Source organism: Terrabacter sp. 2RAF25, assembly GCF_052115265.1.
Classification (GTDB): domain Bacteria; phylum Actinomycetota; class Actinomycetes; order Actinomycetales; family Dermatophilaceae; genus Terrabacter.
The window spans coordinates 175,223-195,534 of sequence record NZ_JBFRGJ010000008.1 but is presented as its reverse complement, the minus strand read 5'-3'; the positions used below and the strand labels follow the sequence as shown (position 1 = coordinate 195,534).

The following is a 20,312-nucleotide window of genomic DNA, read 5'->3' as shown; positions in this document are numbered from 1 at the left end:
TCAACGCGGCTGCGGAAGGAGCAGCAGGCCGGCCATGCGCCCAAGGTTAGCGCAGCCCGCGACGCGCCCGCGTGGAGGTTTGCGGTCGCCGGGGCGACGGCAAACCTTCACGGCCCTCGGTCAGTACGTCTAGCGGAAGAGTGCGACGACGATGAGCGCCTGGGCGAGGTGGTAGGTGACGATCACCGTCAGCGGCGCCCACGGACGTGCCCGGACGAAGCGGTTGTGTCCCAGCACCGCGTCGGACGTGACGAACACGCCGCACCCGAGCAGGAGCAGCCAGTCCCCGCGGGAGGCGGCGACGAGCAGCATCGTGCAGAGGACGAGCTGGTAGAGCAGCACCGGCACCTTCTGTTCGCCGGAGTGGGTCACGATGTCCCGCCCGACCTTGGCGAGAAGGAGCACGACCGCCGGCACCGCCACGAGCAGCAGCCAGGGAAAGCCGGCTGCCGGCGTCGTCCCGAGGATCGCCCAGATGTAGGCCAGGTGAGCCAGCAGGAACGCCCCGAGCCCCACGAGGAAGCGGGTCTCGGTCGACTCGAGGAGGGCGACGTCGCCGACCAGGCAGAGGACCAGCGCCGCCATCACCGGCAGGAGGGCGGGTGCCCCCTCCACCCGCCCCTGCTGGTGGAGCGTCCAGGCGAGACACATGAGCAGCACGACGACGAGTGGCTTGGTGATGCTCTCGACGGCGTGCTCCGCGCGCAGCACCGATCGCCAGTTGACGGCTGCGGTCAGCACGAGAGCCGCGCCGAGGAGCCAGAGGGAGGTCGTCACGTGGGAAAGGCTCCCAGCCGCCGGCTGCTCCCGCCCGCCAACACGCGTCCTGAGCGCATCACCTGTCGAGACGAATCGGCAGACGATCGGTTCTCTGCCAGACTCGTCCAATGCCCATGCGCAAGTTCCAGCACACCGTCACCGCCGACGACACGGCTGCCCAGGTCGGCAGCGGTGACCTCGACGTCCTCGCCACCCCACGCATCATCACGTGGTGCGAGAACGCCGCCTTCCAGGTCTGCAAGCAGAACATCGACGCCGACCACACCACCGTCGGCACGATGGTCAAGATCGAGCACATCAAGGGCAGTCCCGTCGGCTCCGACGTGACCGTGCACTGCGCCGAGCCGATCAACGACGGCCGGCGCCTCGTGTGCCACGTGACCGTCACCGACGCCGAGGGCGAGGAGCTCGCCAAGGGCGAGATCCACCGCGCGGTCGTCGACCCCGACCGCTTCATGAGCAAGTGCCAGCGCGTCCTCTGACGCGCCGGGCTCATCGACGACGCAGGCGCTCGATCTCGGCGGCCACCTGCGCCTCGCTGGGGTCGTCGCGCACGTACGCCTCGTAGAAGTTGGCGACGAGCCCGATCCCCCATCCGGCGAGCACGAAGACGGGCCAGAAGAAGCCATGGCTGGTCATGGCCCACACGACGAGGACCACGGCGTTGACGAGGCAGTAGATCAGCAGGTGGGCCCGGAAGTCCGCCTTCTTCTTCAGCCGGTCGAGCGCTCTGCCGCGCAGGTCGTCCTCGGCGACCACGCGGTCGACCGTGGGGTCGACCGTGGGGCCGACTCTGGGCTCAGGCGCATCGGAGGTGGGATCGACCGGAAGCTGGTTCGCGGTCATGGTGGTCACCGGTCCTTCTCGGGCCGCCGCGCGCGTTCCGCGCGGCTCCCTACGTCCAGCGTAGGCAGCCTGGCCGGGTCCGGACGCCGACCGTGCGGCGGATCACCCCGGGCCCCGGCAGACACCGGTCACAGCACGTACGCGTCGCCGTCACGGCGCAGACCGAGCCCGGCGTAGTAGGGCTCGACCATGCCGGGCGGGGGCAGGAACCGGCGATAGCCGCGGCCGCGCAGCAGTCCGTCCTTGCCGAGGATGAACTCCCCCGGCGAGAGGTCACGGTGTCGGGGCGTCACCCAGTCGAGGAGCAGCTGGGCGGTGCCGTCGCCTGCGTCGCGCCCGATGACGACCCCGACCATCTCGTCCCCCTTGAGCACGAGATAGCAGACGTCACCCGCGAACGGGTCGTAGACGAAGTCCGGGTTGTAGCGGCGGACGTCGGCCTCGTGGACACGCAGCACGTGACGCAGGTACGTGTCGTCTCCGGCGACCTGGAGCACCTCGTACGCGCGGGCGTCGTGCTTCTCGCGCGACATCCGGGCGAGGTAGAAGACGTTGATGCCGGCGAGCACGACGTTGAGCCCGACCATCGGCCAGACGTGGTTGACGGCGTTGTAGCCGATCAGGACGACGCAGCCCACGAGGTTGATGATGCGCAGCCGGTGCAGCTGCGTCTGGAGCAGCGACCAGACGAGCACCGCCGACCCGATCCAACCGATGACCTCGAGCCACCACGAACCCATGCGGCGACACTAGTGCGACGGAGGCAGCGCGGCGAGTGCCTCGCCGACCGCGGTCGGCGAGGCACTCGCCACCGGGTCAGGCGTCAGGTGCGACCAGCTGCGGCAGCGTTGCCTCGAACTGCGCGTCGAGCGCCCGGGACGGCAGGACCTGGCCCTGCTTCTGGGCGGCCTTGGCCACCGACCAGCCCCAGGTGGATGCCCGGAGACGCTGGTCCGGCGTGCCGTGGTGCCCGTCGCTCTCGAAGTTGCAGTCGCCGACCTGGAAGAACGACTGCTCAGCCTCGAGCACGCGGGCAGCGTTGAGGGCGAGACCGCGCTTGTGTGTCACGAAGTACGTGCCGAAGGCGTCGGCCATGAGCTCGGTCCGGCGGGTCGCCTCCGCACCGGTCAGGGGCGAGGCCGTGAGGCTCGCGTCGTACTGGACGTGGTGGGCGTACTCGTGCCCGAGCACCGCGCGCGGACCGACGTCACCGACCCCGATCGCCTGCAGCGCATCGAGCATCCCGTCGCCGAAGACGAGCTTGTCGGGGATCGCGGAGATGACCGGGTCGGTTTCGCCCGCGGCGGTGAAGGCGAACGCGTTGAGCGTGAAGATCGGGCTCTGGCCGCCCTTCAGCCCCGGGTCGGCGGCGACGACCTGCGCGAGGATCGCCGCGATCTCCCGCGCGTCCGGCTGGGGGATCCCGAAGAGGGTCTCGAGAAGCCGGGCGATCCGGGCCGGGTCGGTCATGAGGTCGCCGTGCATCGCCATGAGCTGGATCCCGGAGCCGTCGGTGTCCCAGAACTTCTGGGCGGCGCGGAACGACTGGGACAGCTCGTTGGAGTACGCCTTGGGCAGGGCGTAGCGCTGGTCGCCGGGTGAGCCGAAGAGGATCGCGTCGAAGGTCGCGAAGTCGAACGCACCGACGTTCCCGAGGATGGCCAGGCTCGTCGGGTCGATGCCCGCGAGGACACCGCCGACGTACGCGTCGAGCCGGGTCGGGGCGCAGCGGTACTGCGACGGGTCGATCGCCCGCTCCAAGGCTTCCTGTGCTGCCGACCGCTCGACCCCGAGGCGGCTGAGGGCGGCTGCCTGGCGGGCCTTCCAGTCGGCGGGCAGCCTCGCCCGGAGGGCGGCGAGCAGGCTCGCAGAGCTCGGGGCGGTGGCGGGTCCGGTGGCTGCCGCGCTTGCGCCGGCTGCGCTCGGTGTTGTCGTCGAAGCCGCCGACGCGACCGTTGCTCCTGTGGCCCCCGAGATGGCCAGCGACGTGACGAGAGCGATCGACCAGGTCGTGGTCCTGCGCACGTGAGAGTCCCTTCGTGTCGTGCCCTCGGCCGGCTGCCACGGGCGACGCGACCATCATCACCGGGCGGTCCGACATCGCACCCCCGAACGGGACAAACAGGTCCACTTCCCGACAACCGGACCGGAAGCCCCGGACCGAAGCCCAGGGACCTGTCACACCCCCGAGGACCCCGACAGCGAGGAGGGTTCCGAGGGTGCCGGCTGGTCGGGCCCCTCGTGGCCGACGAGCTTGAGCCCGATGACGGCGCCGACGATCCCGGTCAGCAGCAGCACCCTGACGAGCGAGAAGGGCTCCCCGCCGGTGGCCATCGCCCACGTGACCGTCAGGGCGGCACCCACCCCGGTCCAGACGGCATACGCCGTGCCGATCGGGATGACGCGAACGGCGCGCGCGAGCCCGACCATGCTGAGTGCACCCGCGACGAGGAAGATGCCCGCGGGAACCGGGCGGCTCAGGCCGTCCGAGGCGCCCAGAGCCGAAGCCCAGACCGCCTCGAGCACGGCGCTGGCGAGAAGCACGACCCACGGCATCACGCCACCGCCTTGAGACCGGCGACGCATGCCACGAGGACGAGGAGCAATGCGGCACGGGCCGCGCCGAGGCGTTCCTCGCGCCGGGCGACGGCGAGCAGCACGGTGCCGACGGCACCGATCCCGACCCACACGGCATACGCGGTGCCGGTGGGGAGCCCCGTCATCGACCACGCGAGACCGAGCATGCTCAGCACGAGGGAGACGGCGAAGAGGAGGGTGGGCCGGCGACGACGGAAGCCGTCGGAGGCGGCGAGCGCGGTGGCCCAGACCGCCTCGAGCGCGCCGGAGAGGATGAGGACGAGCCAGAGCATGGCGTTCCGATCTGGCCGTCTTGTCGCTGGGCGGGTACGGCTCCCTCGTCCGCGAACGCAGCACGCGTTCGGCACGATTCTACCGACCCGACGCGATCGGGTCGAAACGACGTATCAGGCAGGCACCCCCGGCGTACTGTCTTCTGCAAGCGCGTTCCTGCGGACAGAGGACCGCCATGGGTCGTGAGTACTTCGACTTCGACGTCGCCGTCACCCGTGAGGGCCAGGGTTACACCGCCCACGTGGTGGCGTCGCCCGCCGGTGAGGCGACGGCACCGTTCACGCTCCCGTTCGCCGCCACCGACCTCGCGCAGTTCATGATCGCCGTCGGGCCGCCGCGGGTCGCGTCACGCCGGCTCGTGCCGGCCGAGGCCCGGGTGGTCGACGTCAAGGAGTACGGGCGGCGGCTCGGCGACGCGTTGCTGGGGGGCGACGTCGGACGCCTGTTCCGCGAGAGCCTGACCGCCGCCGGCGCGCAGGGGCGCGACCTGCGGCTGCGGCTGCGCCTCGACGCCGTGCCCGACCTCGACCCGGTGCCGTGGGAGTACCTCTACGACTCGAGGCTGGGCCGGTTCATCGCCCTCTCGCAGGAGACCCCGGTGGTTCGGCTCATCGACTCGCTGGAGCGGCCACCGGTCGTCACGGTCGACGCGCCGCTGCGGGTGCTGGTGATGGTCTCCAGCCCGAGCGACATGCCCCCACTCGCCGTCGACCGCGAGGAGAAGCTGCTGCGGGCCACCACCGGCGACCTGGTCGCGAGCGGCCGGCTCACCATCACGGTGCTCGACGACGCGACCCTCACCGGGCTGCAGCGGGCGCTGCTCGACGACTACCACGTGTTCCACTTCATCGGCCACGGCGGTTTCGACCAGCAGGCCCAGGAGGGCGTGCTCGTGCTCGAGCGCGAGGACGGCACGGCCCACCGGGTCTCCGGCGCTCGCCTCGGCACCCTGCTCCACGACGCCCGGACGATGCAGCTGGCCGTGCTCAACGCGTGCGAGGGCGCCCGCACGTCGGGCCGTGACGCGTTCTCCGGCGTGGGGCAGGCACTCGCGCGGCAGGGGCTGCCGGCCGTCGTCGCGATGCAGACGGAGATCTCCGACCGGGCTGCCCTCGTCTTCAGCCACGAGTTCTACTGGTTCCTCACCCGTGGGCTCGGCATCGACGCCGCGATCTGCGAGGTGCGCAAGGCGATGGCCGTCTCCGACGAGGCCTCCGAATGGGGCACCGCCGTGCTGCTGCGGTCGGGCGCCGACCAGCCGTTCAGCTTCACCGCGAGCGCCACCGCGGCAGCGGACCGTCCCGAGAGCCGGCTCGAGTCCCTCTACGACGCGGCGCAGGGTGCGATCAAGGCCGACGCCCCGGCGATGGCCCTGCCGCTGCTCGAGCAGATCGCCGGGCAACGCCCCGACTACCAGGACGTGACGCAGCTCCTCGAGCGCGTGCGGCCCGCGGCCGAGCAGGAGCTGGACACCGGACACGAGCCGATCCCGCGGACCGGACCGACCGGGGCCGAGCCCACCCAGCCCGTCGCGAGCGGCCCGGCGACGACGGGGTCCGCGTCGACCCTGGCGGCGCCCGAGACACCCCGCCCGCGCACCCTCCCGGTCGAGACCGCACCGAGGCCCTCCCCCACCCCCGACCAGCCGGATCGCCGGCGGAAACGGCCGGTCGGCACGTGGGTCCGGGCGATCCTCCTCGTGGTGGTGCTAGTAGCGGGCTGGATCGCCTGGCGTGTCCTGCCGACGCTGCTCCAGAAGGCCGACCCGCTCGTGTCCGCGGCCTGCGGGTCCAGTGCGGCCAGACCCGGGGCGACCGACCTGGTCATCGGGTGCGCCCCGATCGCGCCGACGGTCGACGGCTCGTTCGACGACTGGCGATCGGTTCCCGAGCACGACGTCGACGCCGCCGTCTTCGGCGCAGCCAACCGGCGTGCCGGTCTCACGGGCACCTGGCAGGGCCTGTGGGACGGCGAGGCCCTCTACCTCCACGCCGTCGTCGCCGACCCGCTCGTCACCCCGGCGGAGGGGGCCGCCGCGCAGTGGTGGAACGGCGACGCCGTCTCGTTCGAGATCGGTCCAGACGCGCGCGCCCTCGGCCGCACGGCTGCCCTGCGCAAGGGACAGGACTTCCACGTCATCCTCGCCGTACGCGCCGGCACCGACCGCCGGGCAGCGGCCGACGTCAACACGGTCGGGCTCAGCTCGAAGGGCAGGCCCGTCTTCGCGACGGGCGCCGAGCGGCCGGAGATCTCGGTCGTCGCACGCCTGGCCGACGGCGGCTACGAGCTCGAGGCCCGGGTCCCGTGGTCGGCGATCGGACGAACCGTCGCCCCGCAACGCGGCGACGTGCTGGCGATGAACGTCAACATCAGCGACGCCACGGGTTCCGGCGCGGACTGGACGCTGCGCACCATGCTGAGCAGCAACCCGCAGCGCACGGGACCCAACCAGAACCTGCCGGCCCGCTGGCAGAGCGTCGCCCTCGGCGACTCGGGCTGACCGTTGGCCGGCCGCCTCTATGCCCTCCTCGTCGGGATCGACGCCTACCCGTCACCGATCCCGCCCCTGTCGGGGTGTGTCAACGACGTCGACGGGATGGCGGGACTGCTGCGGGAACGTGTCGGAGACGCGGCCCTCGAGCTCGCCGTGCTCACCGACGCGGAGGCGACCAGGGCAGCCGTCGCCGCCACGTGCGCGCGGCACCTGGGTCGGGCCGGCCCAGAGGACGTCGCGCTCTTCTACTACAGCGGCCACGGGTCGCAGCAGGCCACGCCCGAGGAGCTGTGGGACCTCGAGCCGGACCACCGCAACGAGACCCTCGTGTGTGTCGACAGCCGCACCGAGGGCAGCTGGGACCTCGCCGACAAGGAGCTCGCCGGCCTGTTGCACGACATCGCCTCGACCGGCTGTCACACGCTCGTGGTCCTCGACTGCTGCCATGCCGGCGACGGCACCCGCGACGCCGACGACGTCGTACGCCTGGCGCCGCCCGACCCGAGACCTCGGCCCGCGTCGACCTTCCTCGGGCTCTTCCCCGCGAGCGGCGACGGCCCTGGCGAGGCAGCCCGGGCCACGCGCTCGGGGCGGTGGACCCCGGCGGGCCGCCACGTACTGCTCGCCGCCTGCCGCTCGTCCGAGACGGCGAAAGAGGTCACCGTCCAGGGCCGTCAACGTGGAGCCCTGTCGGCGGCGCTCGAGGCCGCCGTCCTGGACACGGACGGGCGACCGTCCTACCGAGACGTCCTGCGCCTCGTGACCGCCGACGTGTCGAGCCGGGTGCGCGACCAGCACCCGCAGGTCGAGACCGCCGACGCGACCGAGCTCGACCGGCCGTTCCTGGGCGGTGCCATCCCGTCCACACCGCGACCACTCACGCTGAGCTGCCTGCCCGACGGCTGGTCGATCGACTCCGGAGCCGTGCACGGCGTCCCCGCCCCGATCGGCGACGACACGACCGAGCTCGCCGTCTACCCGCTCGGCGGTGAGACGTCGGGTTCACCGCTCGCGACCGCGGCGGTCACGAAGGTCCTGCCGGACCGCAGCATCGTCACGCTCACCGCGTCCCTCGACCCCGCCTTCGTCTACCGCGCCGTCGTGACGTCGATCCCGCTCGAGCCGGTGCTCGTCGGCGTGGTCGGCGACAGCGCGGGCACGGCCGCCCTCCGCAAGGCCGCCGACGAGGCCGACCAGACGCTCCTCGACCTCGCCGAGGGCACGGAGTCCGCGCAGGCCGACCTGCTCGTCGAGGCGACCGCCGACGGGTTCGTGATCACCCGCCCCGGCGTGACGCGACCGCTCGTGCCGGTCGTCGAGGGTGACGCCAGGGAGGAGCGCACGATCCGTGCGCTCGAGCAGGTGGCGCGCTGGTTGCGCCTGTCGGCCCTCGCCAACCCGGCCACCCGCCTGCCCGACGACGCGGTGCGCATCGAGGTCGGCTCGGGCAGCGGGGCAGTGCGAGCGCGAGGCACCCTCACGGTCGCGTATGCCGGCAGCGCGCCACCCCGTTTCACCGTGCGTCTCGCGAACACCACCACGCACCCGCTGTGGGCGGCCCTCATCGACCTCACCGAGACGTACGGCATCTTCACCGACGCCTTCCCGGCCGGGTCGGTCGCCCTCGGCCCCGGGGAGGCGACCGCCCTCGACCTCGTCGGGCAGGTCGCGGACGCGCTGTGGCAGGCCGGGACCGTGTCGCTGCGCGACCAGCTCATGGTCGTCACGAGCACGATCGAGTTCGACCCTCGCAGCCTCGAGCAGGAGGAGCTCGACGTCAGTGCGGCGCCGTCGGTCTCGCCGGGCGCGACACGCAGCGCTGACACCCCTGCGGTGACCTCCAACCTGGAGCGCGCGCTCAGCGGCACGAGGACGCGGCGGCTCGGGCCGAGCACCGGCACCGCCGCGGTCGCCGACTGGCGCACCGACTCGGTCTTCGTCGTGACGAACCGGCCGCGGCTCTGAACGGTGGTGCTGAGGGGAGCCGTCGGCTCCGCTGCGCTCCGCCTCCTCCCGAGTCCCCCCATACACATCCGGAAATGCAAGAAGACCGGACGAAAAGCGTGTCCGGTCTTCTTGCATTTGTGGAGCTGAGGGGACTCGAACCCCTGACCCCCTGCATGCCATGCAGGTGCGCTACCAGCTGCGCCACAGCCCCGTGCGGGTGGCCGCTCCGTGAAGCGACTGCGTAACCATAGCGAATCGTCTGCCCATCGCCAAAATCGGGGGCGACCCTCGGCGTCAGACGTTCCAGGGGCCGAGGTTCCACCCGCTGATCCGCCAGCGGGTCAGTGCGGAGAAGCTCTTGCCGACCTCGACGAGCTCGATCCAGTGGCAGTTGTCTAGACCGCGGAAGACGGCGTCGGAGACGTCCTGGTCGAGACCCACGAGGTCGCTCGCCGCGACTCGCGCGGACACACCGTGGGCGACCACGACGGCGGTCTCACCGGGCAGCAGCTCACGGGCGACTTCGCGCAGAACGGCCCCGGCGCGCACGGCGACCTCGGCGCGGGTCTCGCCCGTGACGCCCCGCGGCGGGTCCTCGCCGCGGTCGAGCGCCGCGACGAGGTCGGGGTACTGCTCCCGCACGTCGTCGGCGTGCATGCCTTGCCACTCCCCGACGTGCACCTCGCGCAGCCTGGCATCGAGGCGCACCTCGACGCCGGTGAGCCCAGCGATCGCATCGGCGGTCGAGGCGGCTCGCTGGAGGTCGCTCGAGACGATGAGCGCAGGGTCGTAGGCGGCGAGGTGCGGCGCCGCGGCGGCGACCTGCTCGCGCCCCAGCTCCGAGAGCGCGGTGTCCTTGTGGCCCTGCCAGATGCGCGCCGCGTTGTCGACGGTCTCGGCGTGCCGGACGAGGACGATCCGCCGCGGACCCGGCGAACCGGAGGTCACGCCTCCTCGGCCTCGGGCTCTGCGTCGTCGCCCGGTGTGGCCGGTGCGTCGACGGTCGACAGGTCGATCTCCGGGCAGTCCTTCCAGAGGCGCTCGAGCGCGTAGTACTCGCGCTCCTCCTCGTGCTGCACGTGCACGATGATGTCGCCGAAGTCGATGAGCACCCACCGCCCCTCACGCTCGCCCTCGCGCCGCACGGGCTTGCTGCCGAGGTCGCGCAGCCGGTCCTCGACCTCGTCGACGATGGCACCGACCTGACGCTCGGACGGCGCCGACGCGATGACGAAGACGTCGGTCAGCGGCATCTGCTCGCTGACGTCGATGGCGAGCACCTTCTCGGCGAGCTTCTCCTCGGCGGCGAGGCCGGCGGCCTTGGCGAGCTGGAGCGAACGGTCTGCTGCGGTCACGGATCTCCTTGTGGCACTGCCGACGACGTCGCCGGCGCGGTGCCTGCGCTCGCCAGGTCGGCGGCATACAGGCGGTACTTGTTGATGTACTGGACGACCCCGTCGGGAACGAGGTACCAGACGGGCTCGCCGGCGGCGACGCGCACGCGGCAGTCGGTCGAGCTGATCGCCATCGCGGGCACCACCTGGAGGGTGACCCGGTGCTCCGGCAGTCCCTTGTCGGACAGCTCGTGCCCCGGCCGGGTCACGCCGACGAAGTGGGCCAGTTCGAAGAGCTGCTCGGCGTCCTTCCAGGACAGGATCTCGGCGAGGGCGTCGGCTCCGGTGATGAAGAACAGCTCGTCGTCAGGACGTTCGGCCTTGATGTCGCCCAACGTGTCGATCGTGTAGGTGGGGCCGGGCCGGTCGATGTCGACCCGGCTGACCGTGAAACGCGGGTTGGACGCCGTCGCGATGACGGTCATCAGGTAACGGTCCTCGGCCGGGGAGACGCGACGGTCGGCCTTCTGCCAGGGCTGGCCGGTGGGCACGAACACGACCTCGTCGAGGTCGAACAGGGACTGGACCTCGCTGGCGGCCACCAGGTGGCCGTGGTGGATCGGGTCGAACGTCCCACCCATGACGCCGAGGCGCATGCTCAGTGACGGGCTGCGTCGGGTCCGCTCGCCGTGCCGTGCGTGCCCTCGCCGCGTCGCGGCGCCTGCACCTTGTAGGCGGTGTTGCGGAAGCTCCACGTCACGGCCAGGGCCACGAGGAAGAGCGCGAAGGTGATGAAGAAGTAGGCGATCACCGGCATCGGAAGCTCGCGCGCGGCTTCCTCCCCCTCGGTGACGAGTGCGAGGACACGATCAGACATGCGGCCAGCCTAGCGCCCGGACCCGTGCCCCGACTCACCAGCCGCCCCAGCGCCCGCAGAGGCGCGCCGCAGCCAGGCGTGCCCCACTCGGGCGAAGGGCTCGTCGCCGGCCGCAACCGCCGCGAGAACGAGGTCGCGCCACCGCTCGGCGAGCGTCGCCACCTCGGCGGGGTAGCCGAGCTCGACGCGGTGCTGCTCGAACTCGTCCTCGTCGTCGACGTAGAGGTGTCCGTCCCGGGTCAGCACGACGTCGAGGTCGAGGTCGACCATCGTCACCTCCCACTCGGGGCCGCCGTCGTCACCGGCGCGGCGCTGCCACACCGGCTCGGTGGTCATGTCGACGTAGACGCGGACGTGCTTCGTCTCGGGATAGAACCCGGCGGCATACGCCCCCTCGTGCGGCACGAGGGACACCCAGCCGTGCTCGTCGACGAAGTCGGCTCCCGGCCGTACGCAGCGGGTCCCGGCGGGCGCGTACCACCAGTGCCCGTGCTCGTCCGCGCCCAGGTACTGGCCGACCCACTCCCAGTGCCGACCGCCGCCCCACTTCGTGAACCGCCCGGCGACCCGTGTCCCCGGCGCGAGCCCGCCGGACGGCATACCTCGGCCGGGTCTGACGGACGCGTCGGGAGCGGCTTCGTCGGGCTCGGTCACGCCGGGCACGCTACCGCCGGGGCCGGGAACCCGCCCGGTGGCACGCGACACAGCCCGGCCACAGCACGGTGACAGCGGCAGCCCACCAGCGGCCGTACCCTTGTTCGCATGGTTCCTGAGTTGTCCGTGGTCATCCCGATGTACAACGAGGAGGAGGTGCTCCCCCTCCTCGTCGAGCGGCTCCGCCCCCTCCTCGACGGCATGGGCACGACGTACGAGGTCGTCGCGGTCGACGACGGCAGCAAGGACCTCACCGCCGCGCTGCTCCAGCGCTACCACCGTGAGTGGCCGCAGCTGCGCGTCGTGCGGCTGCGCGCCAACGCCGGCCACCAGGCAGCCATCTCCGCAGGCCTCGTCAGCGCCCTCGGCGACTACGTCGTCACCATCGACGCCGACCTGCAGGACCCGCCCGAGATCATCCCCGAGATGCTCGCGGCCGCGAAGGACGACGGTGTCGACGTCGTCTACGGCGTGCGCAACGACCGGTCGACCGACACGTGGTTCAAGCGGGTGTCGGCGCAGGCCTTCTACAAGCTGATCGGCCTGATGTCCCAGACCTCCGCGCACGCCGACGCCGGCGACTACCGCCTCATGTCACGGGCCACCATCGACGCCATCAACAGCCTCCCCGAGCACAACCGCGTGCTGCGCTTCATCGTGCCGGCCCTCAACTTCCCCTCCGACACGGTGGAGTACAAGCGCGAGGAGCGCGCGGCCGGCGCGTCGAAGTACCCCCTCATCAAGATGATCAAGCTGTCGCTCGACTCCCTGACGGGCTTCTCGACGGCCCCGCTGCGGTTGGCCACGTTCGCCGGCTTCGGCGGCGCGGTGCTCGCCGTGCTGCTCGTGCTCTACACGCTCATCTCACGGTCGCAGGGCCACACCGTCGCGGGCTGGACCTCGACCGTGGCGATCGTCGCGGGCGTCGGCGCCGTCCAGCTCGTCTGCGTCGGCATCCTCGGCGAGTACATCGGCCGGATGTACTCCCACATGCAGGGGCGCCCCACCTACTTCATCGCCTACGACTCGCTGACGGCCGACACCGGGGCGCACGGCCCGACCGACACGCCACTGCCCGCGCAGCCGAGCGAGGCCCACATCCCCACGACGACGAGCGCTGCCCACACGGCGTCGACACCTGCGTCGATGCCTTCGCCCGAGGTCGCGCAGGCTGCCCCCGCCAACGGGGCGGCAGCCGCCAACGGGGCGGCAGCCGCCGTGAACGGGGCGGGCCAGCCCGCAGACCCGGAGCGGAGTCAGCTGCGCGGCTGAGCCCGCACCAGCAGGCTGACGCCCGGCAGCTGCTTGACCGGAAGGTAGCGCTCGGCGGTGATGATCGTGCGCAGTCCGAAGTTCACGACCGGGTGCAGGTCGTCGAGGTCGGAGCCCGAGCTCACCTTGCGACGCATGGCCACGACCGGGCGCAGCAGCACGTTCCAGGAGCGCACGTCCACGACGTCGAAGCCACCCCGGTCGAGCAACGACAGCAGGCCGTCGCGGGTGTAGCGACGCACGTGGTCGACCGCCTCGTCGTGGCTCGACCACAGCCTGGGGTCGGCCGGGACCGCCACCAGGTAGGTGCCGTCGGGCTTGAGCACCCGGTGCACCTCGGCGACGGCGGCGTCGTCGTCGTGCAGGTGCTCGAGCAGGTCGAAGGCCATGACGAGGTCGAGGGAGTGGTCGGCCAACGGCAACCTGGTGGCATCTGCGCGGAGGGTCGCGAGGCCGCGACCCTGGGCGACCTCGGCACCGTCGGCGCCGTACTCGAGAGCGACGGCGTCCCAACCGTGCTCACGCAGGACACGGGTGTTCCCGCCGCCCGCCGCGCCGATGTCGAGCGCGCGCCCGGGGGTGAGCCCCGAGATGGCCTTGGCCAGGAGGTGGCGCCGCTCGCGGTACCACCAGTGGTCGTCCTCCAGCTCAGCGAGCTTGCGGACCTCGGTGCCTTCCATGGACGGACATCATGCCACCCGTCCGGGGTGGGGGTTCCGGCCGCCCGTCAGCGGGTGTGGCCGTCGCCCTCGACCACCCACTTCGTGGTGGTCAGCTCGGGTAGCGCCATCGGGCCGCGGGCGTGGAGCTTCTGCGTCGAGATGCCGATCTCGGCGCCGAAACCGAACTCGCCGCCGTCGGTGAAGCGCGTACTTGCGTTGACCATCACCGCGGCGGCGTCGACCTCGGCGGTGAAGCGCCGGGCCGCCGCACGGTCCTCCGTGACGATCGCCTCGGTGTGGCCCGTGCCATAGCGGCGGATGCGGTCCATCGCCTCGTCGACGTCGTCGACGACGGCCACGCTCATCTCCAGGCCGTGCCACTCGGTGCCGAAGTCGGTCTCGCTCGCGAGGTCGTATGCCGCACCGGCGGCCTCGGCGTACTCGGTGACCTCGGGCGCCACGTGAAGGCGCACGCCCGCACCGGCGAGGTCGGTGAGGGCCTTGGGCAGGAAGTCGGCGGCGACGTCACGGTGCACGAGCAGGGACTCCGCGGCGTTGCAGACGCTGGGCCGGTGGGTCTTGGCGTTGAGGGTGATGGCCTGGGCCTTGTCGAGGTCGGCGGCGCGGTCGACGTAGACGTGGCAGACGCCGACACCGGTCTCGATGACCGGCACGGTGGACTCGCGCACGACCGTCTGGATGAGGTCGGCGCCTCCCCGCGGGATCACGAGGTCGACTCGGCCCCGGGCCGTCATCAGGGCTCGGGCGGCGTCGCGGCCGCCCTCCTCGAGCAGCGTGACGGCCTCGACCGGAAGGCCTTGCGCCGCAAGGGAGTCGCGCATCGCCTGGACGAGGGCGTGGTTGCTGCTCGCCGCGGCCGAGCCGCCTCGCAGCAGGACGGCGTTGCCCGACTTCAGGCAGAGGCCGGCGGCGTCGACCGTGACGTTGGGCCGCGCCTCGTAGATCATCCCGATGACGCCCATGGGGACGCGCACCTGCCGGATCTGGAGGCCGTTGGCGAGCGTGGAGCCGCGCACGATCTCACCGACGGGGTCGGGCAGGGCGGCGACGTCGCGCAGGGCCTGGGCCACCGCTGCGACACGGGCCTCGTCGAGACGCAGCCGGTCCTGCAGGCTCTCGCTCATGCCGCCTGCACGGCCCCGCTCGATGTCCTCCGCGTTGGCCTCGACGATCGCCGGGGTCGCGGCCTCGACGGCATCCGCGAGACGCAGCAGCACGGCATCCTTCTCGGCGCGGGACATGAGGGCGAGCCGGCGGGAGGCGACGCGTGCGCGGTCGGCCAGGCCGTTGACCTGCTCGACGACGGCGGGATCGATCGTCTGGGACATGCGACCAGCGTAATTCGTGCCGGCGACGGTGCGCCGTGGCTTCCGTGCCCTGGACGAAGGACCGCCACGGCGGGGCCGCCCACGGGCGATGGGCGCTCGACGCACCGGTTCGTGGCGGTCCGTCGGCCTGGTTGGGCGCGCGATCGCCTGGACGACATGTGGTCGCGGCGGCCTCCGGCCGACGGCCGTCACTAGGCTGGCGACGTGTCTCCTCGGTCCGTCATCAGCAGCGCGCGCCGGCTCGTCGTCAAGGTCGGCTCGAGCTCGCTGACGGGGGTCGACGGGGGTCTCGACCACGCGCGGCTCGTCGCGCTCGCCAACGCCCTGGCCCGCAAGCACCTCCAAGGCACGCAGATCGTGCTCGTCAGCTCCGGTGCCATCGCGGCCGGCATCCACCCGCTCGGCCTCGCCACCCGTCCACGCGACCTCGCGACCCAGCAGGCCGCAGCCTCCGTCGGGCAGGGAGCGCTGCTGGCGGCATACACCCTGGCGTTCGCCGGGCACGACATCACGGTCGGTCAGGTGCTGCTCACCGCCGACGACGTCACGCGGCGCACCCACTACGCGAACGCGCGCCGCACGCTCGAGCGGCTGCTCGACCTGGGCGTCCTGCCGATCGTCAACGAGAACGACACGGTCGCCACGAGCGAGATCCGGTTCGGCGACAACGACCGGCTCGCCGCCCTCGTCGCTCACCTCATCGACGCCGACGCCCTCGTACTGCTCTCCGACGTTGACGCGCTCTACGACGGTCCGCCGAGTCGGCCTGGCGCACAACGGATTCCGATCGTGCGCGGCCCCCACGACCTGGTCGACGTCGAGATCGGCGGCACGGGGTCGAAGGTCGGAACGGGCGGCATGACGACGAAGATCGAGGCGGCGCGCATCGCCACCGCAGCCGGGGTCATCACGTCGGTGACCGCCGCCGACCGCGTGGCGCAGGTGCTGGCGGGCGAGGACGTCGGCACGGTCTTCCTCCCGATCGGCGTCCGGGGCCGGTCGCGCCGGCTGTGGCTGCAGCACGCCACCACGGCGCGCGGTCGTCTCGTGATCGACGACGGCGCCGTGGCCGCCCTGGTCCACCGCAAGAAGTCGCTGTTGCCCGCCGGCATCACCGCCGTCGAGGGCAGCTTCCACGACGGCGACCCGGTCGACGTCTGCTCACCCGACGGCACGCCCGTTGCGCGAGGCCTCGTCAACTACGACTCCAACGAGCTGCCCGCCCTGCTCGGCCGGTCCACCAAGGACCTCGCCCACGACCTCGGCCCCGCGTACGAGCGAGAGGTCATCCACCGCGACGACCTCGTCATCCTCTGAGGGCAGCGTGCACCACCGACACGCGAGTGGCCGTGCACCTCGCGGTGCACGGCCACTCGACCACTGATCGCTCCCCTGTCAGCGCGACCTCAGTGTTTGGTCGCTGCCTCGGCGCCGTGGCCGGTGAGCGAGCGGACCTCCATCTCGGCGTACTTCGCCGCGTTGTACTCCTTGCTCGTGACCGTGCCGACGTAGCCGAGCAGGAAGCCGAGCGGGATCGAGATGATGCCCGGGTTGTCGAGCGGGAACCAGTGGAAGTCGACGCCCTGGAGCATCGAGGGGCTCTTCTTGGTGACCGGGTCGATGGCCTTGCCCGAGACGACCGGGCTGAAGACGATCAGCGTGATCGCGCTCACCAGGCCGCCGTAGATGCTCCACAGCGCGCCGCGGGTGTTGAACCGCTTCCAGAACAGCGAGTAGAGGATCGTCGGAAGGTTCGCGCTCGCTGCGATGGCGAAGGCCAGGGCGACGAGGAACGCGATGTTCTGACCGAGGGCGAAGATGCCACCGACGATCGCGATCGCACCGAGGACGAGCGCTGCGATTCGAGCGACCTTGACCTCCTCCTCCGGGGTGGCGCGGCCCTGCTTCACGACCGTGTTGTAGATGTCGTGCGACAGGGACGCGCTGGCCGTGATGGTGAGCCCCGCGACCACGGCGAGGATCGTCGCGAACGCCACCGCGGAGATGATGCCGAGGAGGATCTCGCCACCCAGCTTGAAGGCGAGCAGCGGGGCGGCGGAGTTCACGGCGCCGGGCGCGTTCTTGATCTCGGCGGCACCGACGAGGTCGGCGGCACCGAAGCCCAGCACCAGCGTGAACAGGTAGAAGATGCCGATGAGCCAGATCGCCCATACGACCGAACGACGGGCCTCGCGTGAGGTCGGCACCGTGTAGAAGCGCATCAGCACGTGGGGCAGGCCAGCGGTGCCGAACACGAGCGCCATCGACAGCGAGATGAAGTCGATCGGGTTCTTGTACTGCAGCCCCGGCTGGAGCAGGTCCTTGCCGCCGGCGGACTGCGAGGCCGTCGAGGCGTCACCGAGCAGCGAGCTGAGGTTGAGGCCGAACTTGCCGAGCACCCAGACGGTCATGATGCCGGCGCCGATGATGAGCAGCACGGCCTTGATGATCTGCACCCAGGTGGTGCCCTTCATGCCGCCGTAGATGACGTAGAAGATCATGATGATGCCGACCACGACGATGACCAGCCGCTGTCCGATCGCGCCCTCGATGCCCAGCAGCAGGGCCACGAGGCCGCCTGCCCCGGCCATCTGCGCGAGCAGGTAGAAGAACGAGACCACGAGCGTCGAGATCGCGGCCGCGATGCGGACCGGTCGCTGGCGCAGCCGGAAGCTGAGCACGTCGGCCATGGTGTACTTGCCGACGTTGCGCAGCAGCTCGGCGACGAGCAGCAGGGCGACGAGCCAGGCGACGAGGAACCCGATCGAGTAGAGGAAGCCGTCGTAGCCGTTGAGCGCGATGGCTCCCGCGATGCCGAGGAACGATGCGGCAGAGAGGTAGTCACCGGCGATGGCGATCCCGTTCTGTCGACCGGTGAAGGCCCGGCCACCGGCGTAGTACTCGGCAGCGCTGCGGTTGTTGCGCGACGCGCGGATGACGATCGCGAGGGTCACGACGACGAACAGGGCGAAGATGCCGATGTTGATCGCCGGGTTGCCGACGGTGGTCGCGGCCGGCGCGATCGACGGGGCGGACATGACGAGCGCGCTCACTGCTGCTCTCCCATCTTGCGGGCGAGGGCCTCGGCCTCGGGGTCGAAGACACGGTCGGCCCAGCGGGCGTAGACCATCGTGATCACGAAGGTCGACACGAACTGCAGGAGCCCGAGGATCAGGCCCCACGTCACGTTGCCGACGACACGGGTGCCCATGAAGTCCTTGGCGAACACGGACAGCAGGACGTAGAGGAAGTACCACGCGAGGAAGAGCGCGGTCAGCGGGAAGACGAACTTGCGGAACTTGGTACGCAGCTGGGCGAACTCGTCTGAGTTCTGCATGGCGACATTGGCGTCGTCCACCACGCGCTCTGGAGCTTCTTTGCTCACGGGGCCACCTCCGGGGCGGTTGGTCGTCACGGCCGTACGGCCGGCGACACCCAAGGTAGGAGCGCGCGGGCAGGACCGGCAGGTGCAGCAAGCGGGCCGTCGCCCAGTGGCGGCGAGCGCTCGCCGTGCGCGGGATCAGCCGCGACGAACGGTCGTTCCGGGGCGACGAGCGGTCGGCTGCCCGTTCCCGTATGCCGGGGGCTCCCCCGTCGACGTCGCCGCGGTCGCCGGGTCGGTTGCGTCGGAAGGCTGGGCCGTCGCGACGTCGGACGAGGATCCCACTGCGCGGGCGGGCCTGCGGTTCCAGCGTTCTGGGTGGAACGAGCCACGGTTGAGGTCGATGTGCTCCGGAGCGTGGAGCCGGACCATCGTCTGCGCCACGTGCTCGGGAGCCCGCGACCGGGTCGCGAGCGAGACGAGGACCATGGTGGCGAACGACAGGGGCACGCTGACGGCTGCCGGCTGCGTCATGACGACGCCGAACCATCCGGCGCTGCCGAGCCCGAACGTCGTCGAGAGCACGGCACCCATCGACAGCCCACCGCCGACGAGCAGCCCTGCGATCGCGCCGGCGGCGGTCAGCCCGCGCCACCAGATGCCGAGCAGGAGCATGGGGCAGAACGTCGACGCGGCGACGGCGAACGTCAGCTCGACAGCTCTGGCCACCGGGACGCCGGCGGCCACGAGGGTGAGCCCGAGCGAGACGGCCACGACGATGACGGTCGAGATGCGGAAGGCGCGAATCCCCTGACGGTGCCCGCCTCCCCACCGCACGAGGTCCTGGCTCAGCACACCCGCGACGGAGACGACGAGGCCCGTGGACGTGGACAGGAAGGCGGCGAACGCGCCGGCGGCCAGCAGCGCGGTCAGCCCTTCGGCCAGTGGCCCGTCGAAGACCCGGCTGGGCAGCTCGAGCACCACAGAGTCGGCACGGCCGGCCGCCACGAGGTCGGAGGCGAACCAGCGCCCGAGCGCTCCATAGGCGACCGGGAGCAGGTAGAAGCCGGACAGGATCACGAGCACCGCGAGCGTCGTGCGGCGTGAGGCCCGGCCGTCCGGGTTGGTGTAGAAGCGGACGACGACGTGCGGCAGCCCCATCGTGCCGAAGAAGGTCGCGAGCACGAGCGAGTAGGTGAGATAGAGCGCGTTGGTGCCGCCGAGCGGCTCGACCCAGTCGGCGACGAAGACAGCGCCGACACCCGGGCCGCCGCTGCGCGACCCGACGGCACCGAGGAAGAAGAACAGTGGGGTCAGCAGGGCGAACAGCTTGAGCCAGTAGTGAAAGGCCTGCACCAGCGTGACACTCCGCATGCCGCCGGGCAGCACGTTGAGGCAGACGACGAGGGCGACCACGAGCTGACCGGTCCAGGACGGCGCCCCCGTCAGCGTGCGCAGGGTCAGGCCTGCGCCCTGGAACTGCGGGATGAGGTAGAGCAGGCCGATGGCCACCACGAGCAGGCTCGAGACCCGGCGCGCGGCGACCGACTCGAGACGGAGCTGGGCGAAGTCGGGCAGCGTGTACGCGCCGGAGCGCCGCAGCGGTGCCGCGACGAAGACGAGCAGCAGCAGGTAGCCCGCGGTCCATCCGATCGGCAGCCACAACATGTCGACACCACGAGCCAGGATGAGACCGGCAACACCGAGGAACGATGCGGCAGAAAGGTACTCGCCGCTGATCGCAGACGCGTTGAGCACCGGACTGACACCCCGGGAAGCGACGTAGAAGTCGCTCATGGTTCGCGACAGGCGCAGCCCGAAGGCACCGACGGCGAGCGACGCGATCGACACGAGGATGACGGCGACGATGCTGGCGGTGTTGCTCACGTCTCGCTCCCCCACGA

General features: G+C 71.3%; 21 protein-coding genes, 1 tRNA gene and 1 riboswitch. Of the genes, 5 read left to right on the top strand and 17 right to left on the bottom strand.

The features are described from left to right. Nucleotides 1-129: 129 nt before the first annotated feature. The gene (locus AB4091_RS18710; protein ID WP_442293783.1) at nt 130-777 is read right to left on the bottom strand and encodes a lysoplasmalogenase; all 648 of its coding nucleotides are present in this window, start codon (nt 775-777) and stop codon (nt 130-132) included. 110 nt (nt 778-887) lie between these two features. Between AB4091_RS18710 and AB4091_RS18705 the strand changes: the two genes are divergently transcribed. After that, complete coding sequence (locus AB4091_RS18705; protein WP_442293781.1) at nt 888-1,262, top strand: thioesterase family protein; 375 nt, start codon at nt 888-890, stop codon at nt 1,260-1,262. 10 nt (nt 1,263-1,272) lie between these two features. On the opposite strand, the gene AB4091_RS18700 is transcribed toward AB4091_RS18705, so the two are convergent. The 5 genes from AB4091_RS18700 to AB4091_RS18680 form a co-directional block, all read right to left on the bottom strand. Then, nucleotides 1,273-1,626, bottom strand: coding sequence for a 2TM domain-containing protein (locus AB4091_RS18700; RefSeq protein WP_442294096.1), 354 nt, complete (start codon nt 1,624-1,626; stop codon nt 1,273-1,275). A gap of 128 nt (nt 1,627-1,754) precedes the next feature. Next, nucleotides 1,755-2,366 carry a hypothetical protein gene (locus AB4091_RS18695; RefSeq protein WP_442293779.1) on the bottom strand — a complete coding sequence of 204 codons (612 nt, stop codon included), beginning with the start codon at nt 2,364-2,366 and terminating at the stop codon, nt 1,755-1,757. Between the two features lie 76 nt (nt 2,367-2,442). Continuing rightward, nucleotides 2,443-3,651 carry a hypothetical protein gene (locus tag AB4091_RS18690; protein WP_442293777.1) on the bottom strand — a complete coding sequence of 403 codons (1,209 nt, stop codon included), beginning with the start codon at nt 3,649-3,651 and terminating at the stop codon, nt 2,443-2,445. A gap of 153 nt (nt 3,652-3,804) precedes the next feature. Next, a complete protein-coding gene (locus AB4091_RS18685; RefSeq protein ID WP_442293775.1) occupies nt 3,805-4,182 on the bottom strand; it encodes a DMT family transporter in 378 nt (125 codons plus the stop codon). Continuing rightward, nucleotides 4,182-4,496: a DMT family transporter gene (locus AB4091_RS18680; RefSeq protein ID WP_442293773.1), complete on the bottom strand. Its 315-nt coding sequence runs from the start codon at nt 4,494-4,496 to the stop codon at nt 4,182-4,184. The genes AB4091_RS18685 and AB4091_RS18680 overlap by 1 nt, the downstream gene beginning before the upstream one ends. 10 nt (nt 4,497-4,506) lie before the next feature. Beyond that, nucleotides 4,507-4,569, bottom strand: a riboswitch (guanidine-III (ykkC-III) riboswitch). A 103-nt stretch (nt 4,570-4,672) separates the two neighbouring features. On the opposite strand from AB4091_RS18680, the gene AB4091_RS18675 reads away from it, so the two are divergent. Continuing rightward, nucleotides 4,673-6,997 (top strand): CHAT domain-containing protein, encoded by a 2,325-nt coding sequence (locus AB4091_RS18675; protein WP_442293771.1) that lies wholly within the window; start codon nt 4,673-4,675, stop codon nt 6,995-6,997. A 3-nt stretch (nt 6,998-7,000) separates the two neighbouring features. Next, the gene (locus AB4091_RS18670) at nt 7,001-8,956 is read left to right on the top strand and encodes a caspase family protein (protein WP_442293769.1); all 1,956 of its coding nucleotides are present in this window, start codon (nt 7,001-7,003) and stop codon (nt 8,954-8,956) included. 120 nt (nt 8,957-9,076) lie between these two features. Here the strand turns inward: AB4091_RS18670 and AB4091_RS18665 are convergent. From AB4091_RS18665 to AB4091_RS18640, 6 genes are all read right to left on the bottom strand, one after another. Then, nucleotides 9,077-9,149, bottom strand: a tRNA-Ala gene (locus tag AB4091_RS18665). A gap of 83 nt (nt 9,150-9,232) precedes the next feature. Then, nucleotides 9,233-9,886 carry a histidine phosphatase family protein gene (locus tag AB4091_RS18660; protein ID WP_442293767.1) on the bottom strand — a complete coding sequence of 218 codons (654 nt, stop codon included), beginning with the start codon at nt 9,884-9,886 and terminating at the stop codon, nt 9,233-9,235. Beyond that, nucleotides 9,883-10,293, bottom strand: a complete 411-nt coding sequence (rsfS, locus tag AB4091_RS18655) for a ribosome silencing factor (RefSeq protein ID WP_442293765.1) — start codon at nt 10,291-10,293, stop codon at nt 9,883-9,885. The genes AB4091_RS18660 and rsfS overlap by 4 nt, the downstream gene beginning before the upstream one ends. Continuing rightward, nucleotides 10,290-10,928, bottom strand: coding sequence for a nicotinate-nucleotide adenylyltransferase (gene nadD, locus AB4091_RS18650; protein ID WP_442293763.1), 639 nt, complete (start codon nt 10,926-10,928; stop codon nt 10,290-10,292). Before nadD ends, rsfS begins: the two co-directional genes overlap by 4 nt. 2 nt (nt 10,929-10,930) lie before the next feature. After that, the gene (locus AB4091_RS18645) at nt 10,931-11,149 is read right to left on the bottom strand and encodes a hypothetical protein (RefSeq protein ID WP_442293761.1); all 219 of its coding nucleotides are present in this window, start codon (nt 11,147-11,149) and stop codon (nt 10,931-10,933) included. Between the two features lie 9 nt (nt 11,150-11,158). Further along, entirely contained in the window at nt 11,159-11,803 is a 645-nt protein-coding gene (locus AB4091_RS18640) for a DUF402 domain-containing protein (RefSeq protein WP_442293759.1), read from the bottom strand. Nucleotides 11,804-11,911: 108 nt separating this feature from the next. On the opposite strand from AB4091_RS18640, the gene AB4091_RS18635 reads away from it, so the two are divergent. Continuing rightward, nucleotides 11,912-13,075: a glycosyltransferase family 2 protein gene (locus AB4091_RS18635; RefSeq protein ID WP_442293757.1), complete on the top strand. Its 1,164-nt coding sequence runs from the start codon at nt 11,912-11,914 to the stop codon at nt 13,073-13,075. Here the strand turns inward: AB4091_RS18635 and AB4091_RS18630 are convergent. Next, on the bottom strand, nt 13,060-13,755 hold the full coding sequence (locus AB4091_RS18630) for a class I SAM-dependent methyltransferase (protein WP_442293755.1): 696 nt from the start codon (nt 13,753-13,755) through the stop codon (nt 13,060-13,062). The genes AB4091_RS18635 and AB4091_RS18630 overlap by 16 nt on opposite strands. Before the next feature lie 47 nt (nt 13,756-13,802). After that, nucleotides 13,803-15,086, bottom strand: a complete 1,284-nt coding sequence (locus tag AB4091_RS18625) for a glutamate-5-semialdehyde dehydrogenase (protein WP_442293753.1) — start codon at nt 15,084-15,086, stop codon at nt 13,803-13,805. A gap of 204 nt (nt 15,087-15,290) precedes the next feature. On the opposite strand from AB4091_RS18625, the gene proB reads away from it, so the two are divergent. Continuing rightward, complete coding sequence (proB, locus tag AB4091_RS18620) at nt 15,291-16,403, top strand: glutamate 5-kinase (RefSeq protein WP_442293751.1); 1,113 nt, start codon at nt 15,291-15,293, stop codon at nt 16,401-16,403. An 89-nt stretch (nt 16,404-16,492) separates the two neighbouring features. Here the strand turns inward: proB and AB4091_RS18615 are convergent, their stop codons facing one another. From AB4091_RS18615 to AB4091_RS18605, 3 genes are all read right to left on the bottom strand, one after another. Beyond that, nucleotides 16,493-18,124, bottom strand: coding sequence for a solute symporter family protein (locus AB4091_RS18615; RefSeq protein WP_442294094.1), 1,632 nt, complete (start codon nt 18,122-18,124; stop codon nt 16,493-16,495). An 11-nt stretch (nt 18,125-18,135) separates the two neighbouring features. Further along, a complete protein-coding gene (locus AB4091_RS18610; RefSeq protein WP_442294092.1) occupies nt 18,136-18,423 on the bottom strand; it encodes a DUF485 domain-containing protein in 288 nt (95 codons plus the stop codon). 183 nt (nt 18,424-18,606) lie between these two features. Further along, on the bottom strand, nt 18,607-20,295 hold the full coding sequence (locus AB4091_RS18605; protein ID WP_442293749.1) for a sodium/solute symporter: 1,689 nt from the start codon (nt 20,293-20,295) through the stop codon (nt 18,607-18,609). Nucleotides 20,296-20,312: the final 17 nt, after the last annotated feature.